The sequence below is a fragment of the Pseudoalteromonas sp. genome (assembly GCF_041629635.1).
GTDB lineage: Bacteria > Pseudomonadota > Gammaproteobacteria > Enterobacterales > Alteromonadaceae > Pseudoalteromonas.
Window position 1 is genome coordinate 1 of record NZ_JBFKMX010000124.1, and the last position, 10,597, is coordinate 10,597.

The 10,597-nt window shown below is 38.7% G+C and carries 11 protein-coding genes; 7 read left to right on the forward strand and 4 right to left on the reverse strand.

The genetic code is table 11. From position 1 onward, the window contains the following. Positions 1 to 492 precede the first annotated feature (492 nt). Entirely contained in the window at positions 493 to 1,779 is a 1,287-nt protein-coding gene (locus ABYD77_RS14950) for an MDR family MFS transporter (protein ID WP_372770921.1), read from the forward strand. A gap of 87 nt (positions 1,780 to 1,866) precedes the next feature. On the opposite strand, the gene ABYD77_RS14955 is transcribed toward ABYD77_RS14950, so the two are convergent. After that, entirely contained in the window at positions 1,867 to 2,415 is a 549-nt protein-coding gene (locus ABYD77_RS14955) for a YbhB/YbcL family Raf kinase inhibitor-like protein (RefSeq protein WP_372770922.1), read from the reverse strand. 222 nt (positions 2,416 to 2,637) lie between these two features. Between ABYD77_RS14955 and ABYD77_RS14960 the strand changes: the two genes are divergently transcribed. The 5 genes from ABYD77_RS14960 (at position 2,638) to ABYD77_RS14980 (ending at position 5,931) form a co-directional block, all read left to right on the forward strand. Then, a complete protein-coding gene (locus tag ABYD77_RS14960) occupies positions 2,638 to 3,174 on the forward strand; it encodes a hypothetical protein (RefSeq protein ID WP_372770923.1) in 537 nt (178 codons plus the stop codon). A 167-nt stretch (positions 3,175 to 3,341) separates the two neighbouring features. Further along, positions 3,342 to 4,127 carry a hypothetical protein gene (locus ABYD77_RS14965; RefSeq protein ID WP_372770924.1) on the forward strand — a complete coding sequence of 262 codons (786 nt, stop codon included), beginning with the start codon at positions 3,342 to 3,344 and terminating at the stop codon, positions 4,125 to 4,127. A 219-nt stretch (positions 4,128 to 4,346) separates the two neighbouring features. Further along, positions 4,347 to 4,661, forward strand: coding sequence for a hypothetical protein (locus ABYD77_RS14970; RefSeq protein WP_372770925.1), 315 nt, complete (start codon positions 4,347 to 4,349; stop codon positions 4,659 to 4,661). Between the two features lie 153 nt (positions 4,662 to 4,814). Then, positions 4,815 to 5,333 carry a GNAT family N-acetyltransferase gene (locus tag ABYD77_RS14975; RefSeq protein ID WP_372770926.1) on the forward strand — a complete coding sequence of 173 codons (519 nt, stop codon included), beginning with the start codon at positions 4,815 to 4,817 and terminating at the stop codon, positions 5,331 to 5,333. Between the two features lie 193 nt (positions 5,334 to 5,526). Next, on the forward strand, positions 5,527 to 5,931 hold the full coding sequence (locus ABYD77_RS14980) for a hypothetical protein (protein ID WP_372770927.1): 405 nt from the start codon (positions 5,527 to 5,529) through the stop codon (positions 5,929 to 5,931). Positions 5,932 to 5,947: 16 nt separating this feature from the next. On the opposite strand, the gene rimJ is transcribed toward ABYD77_RS14980, so the two are convergent. From rimJ to ABYD77_RS14995, 3 genes are all read right to left on the reverse strand, one after another. Next, positions 5,948 to 6,499, reverse strand: coding sequence for a ribosomal protein S5-alanine N-acetyltransferase (rimJ, locus tag ABYD77_RS14985; RefSeq protein WP_372770928.1), 552 nt, complete (start codon positions 6,497 to 6,499; stop codon positions 5,948 to 5,950). Between the two features lie 5 nt (positions 6,500 to 6,504). Next, a complete protein-coding gene (locus ABYD77_RS14990; protein WP_372770929.1) occupies positions 6,505 to 7,410 on the reverse strand; it encodes a hypothetical protein in 906 nt (301 codons plus the stop codon). Between the two features lie 70 nt (positions 7,411 to 7,480). Next, complete coding sequence (locus ABYD77_RS14995) at positions 7,481 to 8,407, reverse strand: LysR family transcriptional regulator (protein ID WP_372770930.1); 927 nt, start codon at positions 8,405 to 8,407, stop codon at positions 7,481 to 7,483. Positions 8,408 to 8,570: 163 nt separating this feature from the next. On the opposite strand from ABYD77_RS14995, the gene ABYD77_RS15000 reads away from it, so the two are divergent. Further along, positions 8,571 to 10,597: phosphoenolpyruvate carboxylase (locus ABYD77_RS15000; protein ID WP_372770931.1), on the forward strand; the 2,027-nt coding region annotated here is incomplete at its 3' end.

Sequence of the window (10,597 nt, forward strand, 5' to 3'; positions counted from 1 at the left end):
CACCTCAGCATTATTTAAATCACTGTATTGATTAATTAGCTCTCCCGCCCGATGATGCAACCCTTTATAAGCATGAATAGGTAAGCCTTTATAGCTGTCAGGTGATTCTAGTTTTCCGCGAGCTGTATCGCGATATAATTCGACAAACCTATTTTCTTTCGCATTTTGCATTTTGCATTGCAAATCTCCAATACTTGTTTAAATACATGTTTTTTTGGCTGTACTGAAGAAAGTTCCATTTTTTATGCCAAAAACCCCTATCACGCATCTAAGAATCAGAGTTACACTGAGGTTTATTTTATTTTTAGCTAAATTTTATTTTCATCTCTTAATCGGTCTTTATTTTTTAAGGTTTTTATCGCGCTAATAACCTCTGCTCAAATCTGATGAATCAACTGATGTCTATAAGAAATAGTTTTTTTAATTACGACTTGACCTAAAGTAAACTTGAGGTTTTAGCATGCCATTTTTCACAGCAATAAGAACAAGATAATGAACAGTGATATTTCAATTTCTCGTATAAAGCAGTTTCCACCATTAATGTGGATTATGTTATTTGGCTCGTTTATAACACGCGGTAGCTTTTATATGGTGTGGCCATTTTTGGCAGTGATTCTGTATAAAAAGTTTGCCCTTTCTGCAACCGAAGTCGGTTCGGTATTGTCGCTCGCTGCAGTTATTTCGGTGTTTGTCAGTTTTGTTGGCAGCACTCTTTCAGATAAGCTTGGTCGTAAACCTATGATGTATGCCACAGGTGTACTTTATATTGTCTCGTTTAGTTTACTTGCCATCGCCGACACAATCTTAATGTTTACCATTGTGATTACACTCTGCTCTATTGCCACCTCTCTTTGGCGACCGCTCGCATCGGCTTTAATTGGCGATATTATCCCCGAAAAAGCGACCCGTGAACTTGCCATGCAATCGCTTTATTTTGCAGTTAATGTTGGCTGTGCGGTTGGCCCAATGCTGGGAGTTTGGCTTGGCTTAACTGGTGAGCAATCCAGCTTTTTTATTACCGTTTACGCCTTTGCCTTTTTACTTGTGTTATTAACCTTGGGGTTTAAACATCAAGATAAAATCCATACAAAAGTGGATATAGATAACGCGCCAAGCCCCAAAACACCTGAAACAAAAACGGGCTTTAAACAAACCTTTAGCGTGTTAGTACAAGATAAGCTGTTACAGTGCCTTATTTTGGCAAACATTTTGTGCTTTTTTATTTATGGTCAAATGGATAGTTCACTGGTGCAATACCTCACCCGTGCGGGCGCAAATAACTTGCTCGAACTTATTTCATCAATGATCTTTACCAACGCGTTAGTGATCATTACCTGCCAATTTTTGCTGCTTAAATTAATGGCGTCACGGCCAATTTTAGTACGTATTCGTTTTGGCTTGGTGTTACTTATCATCTCGCAAATCTGGTTTGCTTTTAATCCACTTACTTTTTTTGCAGGTTGGTTAGGTGCGGTGGTAATTATGAGCCTTGCTGAGGCCATTTTATTTCCTACCATGAGCGTACATGTTGACCGCATTGCGCCAACTAACCTTCGCGGCGCATATTTTGGCGCAACCGCATTTTACGATTTAGGTTATGCCTTAGCGCCTATAGGCGGCGGCTTACTACTTGATATGTATGACGGTCGAACCCTATTTTTAGTGTGTAGTGCGATTGCTGTGGTGGTATTTTTACTTTACCTCATTATGGATAAATTAAAGCGCCCAGCATTTATTACAGAACAGCTTGCAACTGAACAAACAGCTAAAACAGCGTAAACATCTTTTTTTTAAGCTTTGTTTTTTCAGTCAAAACAAAAAAGCCAGCATTGACATGCTGGCTTTTTATTTAACAACTTCAATAACTTAATCGCGTTTATACACCGCCTCAATCGTTGCTTTTGCCAGTGTATTGGCATTTACCATATACCCTGCCACCGCGCTTTTGGTATTTTCTTTTAAACCAAGCGACTTTGCTAAGGCAAACACAGTAAATTGATAACGATGAATACCATGCCCTTTTGGTGGACACGCACCACCAAAGCCATTTACCCCAAAGTCGTTATTAATTTGTACTGCACCTGCTGGCAGTTTTGGGCTGGAACTACTGCCTACGCCAGCAGCTAGTTCAGAAGTGCTCGCGGGTAAATCTGTAATCTGCCAATGCCACCAGCCGCTGCCAGTCGGCGCATCAGGATCATAGGCAAATACAGCAAATGCTTTGGTCTCTTTAGGTGCACCGCTCCACGCTAAATGCGGCGATACATTTTCACCTTCACAGCCAAAGCCATTAAAAACATGCTTATTTGAAAGCATTTCACCGTTCGCAATATCATTACTAGTAAGCGTAAACGTGTTAGCCCAAAGCTGCGTGGCTGATAATAATAACGTACCGCCTATAATCTGTTTTAACATGGTTTGTCCCTTTTTAATCACTGCCTTATATTAATCATAAAAACCTGTAAAATCATAGTGTTTTGAGTTAAGTTGTGAATATAAACAAGTGAAAAAATAAAAAGAGAACAAAATCATCTTACTAATGATAAAACCTACAAGTTCGGTTTTCACATTAGGAGTATTATCTTTATTCGCAACAAAACATGTTGTCACTATCACTAGAAAAGGAAGTAAAAAGTTATGAAGCCTCTCAAAATTTTATTGCTAACAACTTTTGTTATTACGGTAGTTTTAGCACTCTCATATGAAAAAGTGATTTCAAATGTACTCTTACCCCAATACATTTCATGGGCTCATAAAATCGATTCGAATGGTTTAAAGGTTGGCGTTCCTCTGGAAGAACAACAATTGTTATTGGCAACTAAAATTGGCATTCAGAATCCTCATAAAGTAAAAATTGTTTATGTTGATGAGGTTCCTTTTCCTTATGAAAACTTCGCATTAAACATTCTTGGCAAAGCACTTGGCTTTGTTGGTGAGGGAATAGTTAATAATGCTCAAGTATTTGGTTACTCGATTTATGTCAGAAAAGGTTACGAATTGGATACACCAAAGCTGGCACACGAGCTGGTACATGTATTACAAATTGAAAGATCCAACTTGGCAGCAGTTATTACTCAGCATTTCTCGGATATGGCAAAGTATGGATACGAAAATGCACCTTTAGAAGTTGAGGCATTTAAAGCAAATCAAAAATATAGTGGCAATAGTAAGTAAGCAGAAAAATAGTGCATTATGTTAAAACATCGATTCTCTTGTAATACTCTATTTCTATTAATTTTTTTTCAAATAGCACTGCTTCTTTTGAATTCACAGAAGAAGAACAAAGCTTTAGTAAGCAGTACTTATCAAGCCTAAAAGACACCAAAAATGCAAACAATCTTTTGGTTGCCATTTTAATTGCAAGTCAGCTAGATAGCCAAAAAACGCTTGATACCCTGTATACACTAGAAAGCTTTTTGCAACACAGTAATATTCTGTTGCTTGACCAAGCGATTAAAAACAAACTGTTTGTTAAACAAAACCCTGAGCCTGAGCTTCCAATACTTATTGAGAAATTAAAAAGATTAGACCACCACAATGGTCTGCCTTTCACATATTCAACTATTTATCACGCACGAAAAAATAACCTGTTAATAGCCTTTGAAGAATTAAACAAGATTGCAAAGAAGAATATGTATAATGATTTTTATTGGAAAAGATTCTCAACTTTGCTTAATACGCTTCAAGAAGCAAGTTACCCAAAAGAACATTTATACACAGCTTCTGTAAAATTTTCCCACAATATTGTTTTTCAACCATATAAAGAACTCATGAATTTATGCAATGAGCAGTCAAAATCTAGTGTGGCGTGGAAGAATAGCTGTATTCAAGTGGGAAAATTACTAGAACATAAAGGGACTATTTTTTTTGCAAATATGGTTGGATTTGCATTACAACGTGAAGCTCTAAAGCATGATATTGATGATGCAGCAGCATTAAAAAAGGTGATGGTAGATAGAGAGATCCTTAATCATTGGCGGGTCAATGCTTTAAAAAACTTAGACTTTATTGAAGCACAAAAGAAAGGACCAGACTCTTATTACAACGACTTAGTTCAATTTGGCGAGCGTAAAGCCGTTGAAAATGCCATTAAACTACTGCCAAAACCGTATAAAGGTGAACACTAGCCAAACCAATAGATGAACTACTAGGCGGAGTGTTAATTGCTGAGCATAAAATCATGCCAGTAGACAATATATGAGTGTTTATTTACATTAAAGATTAGGTAATACGCACATTGCTTTCTCAAGCACTTGTATTTTCCAATCCTTCGGATAAGCTGTGAAAAATAACAGCTTATGCTGATCACAAATCAGACTTTAGCTGTTCAATTAGGAATTGTTAATATGGCTAAATGTAAGCGTCTAAAAGTTTTGTCATTTGCAAAGTTTCAAGCTGTTTTATCGGCTTTATTAGGCTTTTTTGCTGGAATATTATACTCTTTTGGTGGACTCATACTAGATATCTTAGTAAGTGCTAATATGCTCGCATCGACAAGTACACTAGGCTTAAGTTTAGGTACCATGTTTGCGTTCGGTGCTCTTTTGGGCATGCCAATTATGTTCGGTATCGTAGGCTTTTTCCTTGGCATCCTAGAAGCTTTAACTTTTAACTTATTCGCAATGTTTTTTGGTGGAATAAACGTTGATTTCAAACATTAATTTGGCATCTGACCAAGTTTAATCAGAGAATCTTTGGCGCAAGATACAGGCATCATAAAGTTTATTAAAAGAGTAGGAAAAATTGATACATATTCTTATGAGTGTTTTAAGCTTAGCTTGCACTCATTTTTCGCTTATTCAAGGTAGCCAAAATTGCATTTCCAAATATCACTTCAAATCTCATTAAGACCATTAAAAATAGCAGATGCATCTGCTATTTTTGCTTTAGTAAGCCAAAATCGTACTCAGCTAGCGGAGTATCTGTATTGGGTAGAACATGTACAATGCGTTGATTCAGCCAAACATTATATTTTGGAAAGAGTTAATAGCGGTTTAAATGAAGCGCACTGGTTCAAAATTTACTTCAATGATGAAATGTGTGGCGTATTTGCGATTAAATCGGTCTGCCTGCAAACCCAAGTTGCAGAATTAGGTTATTGGCTTAGCGATAGTGCAAAAGGCAATGGTGTAATTAGTCAAATTGTAAATTACCTACCAAAGCTATTAGCCAACACATCAGCTAAAGCCATTGAATTTAGGTGTCTTGAACAAAATCATGCAAGCATTAAAGTAGCACTTCGCGCTGGCGCTACTCTTGTAGCCGCTTTACCCGAATTTACGGTGGTAAATGGCATTAAACAAAATTTAAACATCTACCGTGTGGCACTTTAATTTAAATCGCTTCGTTGCTGCTCAAATTAAACCATTTACAAAAGAATTGTTATGGTTTTACTTTAAAATTTCTGTTAAAAATAAAGGCAGTGAAAAAGCCGCCAGCCAAACAAATGAGAAATATTAGATTATTAGTCCATAACGATATTAATTAATCTAAGTTCGGGTAACAAAACTAGGGAAGCTAAAATTTATGGATGAAGTCAGCACAGTTAGAATTTACCTGTTAAGGGCAATGTATGCATTTATTGCCTTTGGATTAGGTGTAACCACTCTTCCCGATGTGGTTTCTGGCTCAGGCCAATTTGCAGATTCAGACACCATTATCAATGCCATTTTAATGGGATTTTTCCTTCTCTCGTTGCTTGGAATAAAGTACCCAATTAAAATGTTACCAGTGCTTTTGCTAGAGCTTATATGGAAAGTTTTTTGGCTTTTAGCGTATGCCTTACCGCTGTATTTAAATCATTCTCTCGATGAATACGCACAAGAGTTGGTGTTTGCGTGTGCCATGGGGGTTATTCTGACACCACTCGTACTGCCATGGGGCTATTTAATAACACACTACCTAAAAGCCCCTGCAACACCTTGGAAGTAAAACTCGCTTTGCCCTTTTAGTCATCAATAAAGTGAGGGTTAATTTTAGCAGTCAGAACATGATCTTGCCATGTGCCATTTATTTTTAAATAGCGCTTAGCCAACCCTTCTTTTTCAAAGCCTAAACGCGTTAATAACCGAGCACTTTTTGTATTATGCGGAATATAATTTGCCATCACACGGTGCAACTTTAGCTCGTTAAAGACATAATTTAGCCCAGCCTCTACTACCTCAAACATAATGCCCTGCCCTTGGTATTTTTCAGCAACACAATAACCTAAATAACACGCTTGAAAAGGCCCGCGTATCACATTGGTAAAGTTACACATTGCTAGAATTTCTTGTCGTTCTAAATCAAAAGCAGCTAAATAATATGAAGTTTGATTGTGAAACTGAACTTGGTAATCTTTTATTAAGTTTTGCACATTTTCTTTAGTGAAATAGTGTTTATCACGCGTTGGCTCCCATGGTGCTAGGTGAGCTTTGTTCTCGTTAATAAACGTCAATAGCGCTTGCGTATCATCACTGTTTGGCACATCAATGAGTGTACGCTTGGTTTTGAGTTTCATAAGATTTAGTTTAGTGCATGGTTATCCGTGGCATGCTGAATTAAATTAACCAATAATTTGCCATGCATTGGCGTAAAGCCTGTTTTTTCGAGTTTTTTCTCAAGGTAGTTAGCAAAGTTTTTACGCTTATCATGATGAGTACGTAGCGTAAACAATAATTCATGTTGCTTTTGATTAATTAAACGCGTGTCGTAAATGGGGTCTTCATCAGGCCAATTTTCTACTGGTACGCCTTTTGTCTGGTAGACATAGTTAGATAATGTTTGGTTGATTTTTGAGTAGTCACTTTCACCTATTAATAATTCTAATTCTTTTAATAAACCGCGGTAAAGTACGCGAGGAAAAAGGCTGTAAAAATCTTTATTTTTAAAGTGCCTACCTTTATCAGTTTGCTGCCAATCTGCAAAGCTAGACTTGAGAGCATGCACAAAAATACGCCCAACAAAGTGTACTTTTAAATTGGTCTGACCTTTTGCATCTGCACTTTGTAATAAATTACTTAAGCGCTTTCGGTAGTTACGGTTTTCAGCTTTTAAGCGGCCAACTTCAGCTTCTAAAGCAAGCACTATCTCGCTTTTTTCAATCTGTTGTTTTTGTAATTGGGCTATTTTTGACTGGGCACTTTTCAGTACGTCACGGGTGTCTTTTAACTCTTGCAACACGCTGCCATTTTTAATCTTGAAATTAAAATTATGGATACTACTTTCACTGGTTTGAGCAACTAATGATTGAGCAGCTGAAGTCAGTGCATGCTTAAGTTTTTTTTCTAAAATCTGTCCTGACTGGCTGCCTTTTAGCAGTGCTGCTAGTTGGCAATTTAATTCATTTAAATACCAAGTATGTAACTGCTTACTTTGCGTTTTACTCAACCCACTAAATGGGTTAGCATTTCCCTTATCAAACTCAGACACTCTCTGCCTCAAAATCATGTTAACTTATGCTTTTATTCTCGCAAAATAGTAGCAGATATTACGATTTAAGTTAAACGCCTTTTGTTGTTACCTGTGAACGCTCTAAAATGGCGACACCTTGCTCTTTCATAAAGATTTCAAATGCACTGGCAAGCAGGCTTTGTTTTCTATCTTGGCGTTTAGCTAAAAACCACGTACTACGAATAGGAAACCCTTTTACATCTAATTTTACTAAGCCCGGCACTTCGCCATAATCAAGGGCATGACGGCTTAAAATAGATAATCCTAAACCTGAGGCAACAGCGTATTTTATTGCTTCATTACTTTCGATGGTCATTTTTTCATTCAAGATTAATTGTTGCTCAGTGCAAAATTGCTCAATTAAATTCCGTGTACCCGAGCCTTTTTCACGCATGATAAACGGGTAATGCGATAAGCGATTTAAGCTGACTTCTTGTTGCAAATGCAGTTCATGCCTAGCTGGGGCGATTACCACAAGTTCGTTGTCGAGTAGCGGCGTTTTTATAATTTCGGGGCGTTCAGGGCACTGACTAAAAAAGTAAAAATCGTCTTCGTTAGCTTCTATGCGCTCTTTAACTTCTTGACGGTTACCTATTTTTAAATTGATATCGACTTTTGGGTGTTTTTTACAAAACGCTCCTAAAATCAATGGCAAAAAATACTTAGCAGTTGAGACCACACATAAATTAAGCGAACCCGATGTCACGCTTTTAAGCTCATCAATCGATACTGATAAATTATGAAAACTAGTAAATACCTCATTGGCGCACTTTAACAGGGCTTTTCCCGCATCATTGAGCACAATGGTTTTGCCATGCTGACGATACACTGGCATATCCACAGCCTCGCTTAATTGCTTTAACTGAATCGACACCGAGGGTTGCGACACATGTAACTGCTGCGCCACCAAGGAAATACTTTTGTATTGATCGAGCGCTTTTAAGAGCTGTAACTGCCTAACTGTGGGTAATCGCATAGTTATATAGATTTTTACTTATACATATTTACATAAATATATATTAGCGTTTATTCAACTGCGCGCATAGACTAATTTTTGACTTATAAATGCATAAAATACAACCTGCATCTCAAAACTACAACGCAGGTGGTGATGCTTTGTATTGGTGAATGAGGAAGTTATGTTAGAAACCATATCGAATAATGTACGCGCATTAGGTGAAGTACTCGGCCAAACAATTGCCGAAGATAAAGGCGATATATGGGTTGATAAAATTGAAGAAGTACGCCTTTTAGGTAAGCGCATTGTGGCAGGTGAAAACCATGTAATTGAAGACCTACAAACAATTTTTGCAAATAGTAGCGAGCAAGATTTATTAATTCATGCTCGTGCATTTAGCCAGTTTTTAAACCTCGCAAATGTGGCAGAGCAACAACACACCACCAGTGAGCAAGGTTTAGCTGAGCTTGATTTACCGCACCCACTTGATTCACTGTCAGAAAAATTAACCGGTATTGATGCAAACGCGTTTAAACAAGCGCTTAAAAAACTGCATATTGAGCTGGTGTTAACTGCGCACCCAACCGAAGTTAACCGCCGCACCTTTATTCATAAATACAACGAAGTTGCTGATGAACTCAGTAAAGGCGAAGCGCCCTTGAGCGAACGCGTGCAAGAAATCATTGAACAAGCGTGGCATACCAATGAAATTAGGCAGCAGCGCCCCACACCATTTGATGAATCGCGTTGGGGTTTACACGCCATTACCGATAGTTTATGGCATGCGGTACCTAAGTTTGTTCGCGAATTAGATGAGCTTTCACAAACCCTGATTGGCGAGCCTCTGGCTGAGGATATTATACCCATTACTATGGCCAGCTGGATGGCAGGTGATAGAGACGGCAACCCGTTTGTTACCGCCAAACTCAGTAAACAAGCCATTTTACAAGCGCGATTAATTGCCGCAGAGCTCTACTTAACTGACTTTGAATCCCTTTATTTAGAATTATCGATGCATAAGGCAACCGATAACTTAATTGATGCAGATATTAATGGCATCGGGCCATACCGTGCAGTTATCACCAAACTTATCAGCGAACTCAAAGAGTCAATCGCATTGTTACGTGAGGGTAAAACAAAAGGTGCAATTTCATCTTCAGAAGATTTACTTACGCCATTAAAAGCATGCCGCAACAGCTTATTAGCAGTCGGTCTTACTCGCGTTGCTAATTCGCAAGTGCTCGACTTGATTCGTAAGGTGCAATGTTTCGGTATTTCACTGGTAAAACTCGACATTCGCCAGCACAGTGAACGCCACGATGAAGCCATTGGCGAGATTGTAAATGCTCTCGATTTAGGCGATTACGCCACTTGGGATGAAGCACGCCGTGTAGAATTTTTACTCGGCGAAATAAATAATCCGCGCCCATTATTACCCAATGTAACTTGGAGTGAAAATACCCAAGAAGTGCTCGACACCTTCGCTATGGTGGCAAAACAACCGCGCGAAGTGCTGGGTATTTATATTATCTCAATGGCGAGTAAAGTAAGCGATGTACTTACGGTAAACCTGTTAATGAAAGCGACAGGGTTTAGTTGGGATATGCCTATTGCACCGCTGTTTGAAACATTGGATGATTTAAACAACGCACCAAAAGTGATGGGCGACTTGCTAAACATAGAGCAATATTTAACGCGCTGTAACAAACAGCAATACGTGATGATAGGCTACAGTGATTCGGCAAAAGATGCAGGTGTGTTAGCGGCCACATGGGCACAATACCAAGCGCAAGAAGCGCTGGTGCAGGTATTTAAACAATTTGAGGTCGAGCTTAAATTATTCCACGGCCGTGGCGGTACCATTGGTCGCGGGGGCGGTCCTGCACATGATGCAATTGCATCACAACCGCCGGGCACACTCGATGGTGGCTTACGTGTCACCGAACAAGGTGAAACCATTCGCTACAAGTTTGGTTTGCCAAATCTTGCTGTGCGCAGTTTACACTTATATGCCAGTGCGATTTTAGAAAGCTTAATTCACCCACAACCTGTGCCACCCGCATCATGGCGAGAGCTTATGAACAATATGGCATCGCTCAGTTGTGAAATTTACCGTGGTTATATCCGTGAAGAAGCGAATTTTGTGCGCTATTTCCGCCAAGCAACGCCTGAGCAAGAATTATCATCATTGCCACTGGGCTCGCGCCC

What these genes read in the sequence shown, in the direction of transcription:
- ABYD77_RS14950 (WP_372770921.1), top strand. Translation starts at nt 493, where the DNA reads ATGAACAGTGATATTTCAATTTCTCGTATAAAGCAGTTTCCACCATTA.
- ABYD77_RS14955 (WP_372770922.1), bottom strand. Translation starts at nt 2,415, where the DNA reads ATGTTAAAACAGATTATAGGCGGTACGTTATTATTATCAGCCACGCAG.
- ABYD77_RS14960 (WP_372770923.1), top strand. Translation starts at nt 2,638, where the DNA reads ATGAAGCCTCTCAAAATTTTATTGCTAACAACTTTTGTTATTACGGTA.
- ABYD77_RS14970 (WP_372770925.1), top strand. Translation starts at nt 4,347, where the DNA reads ATGGCTAAATGTAAGCGTCTAAAAGTTTTGTCATTTGCAAAGTTTCAA.
- ABYD77_RS14980 (WP_372770927.1), top strand. Translation starts at nt 5,527, where the DNA reads ATGGATGAAGTCAGCACAGTTAGAATTTACCTGTTAAGGGCAATGTAT.
- rimJ (WP_372770928.1), bottom strand. Translation starts at nt 6,499, where the DNA reads ATGAAACTCAAAACCAAGCGTACACTCATTGATGTGCCAAACAGTGAT.
- ABYD77_RS14995 (WP_372770930.1), bottom strand. Translation starts at nt 8,407, where the DNA reads ATGCGATTACCCACAGTTAGGCAGTTACAGCTCTTAAAAGCGCTCGAT.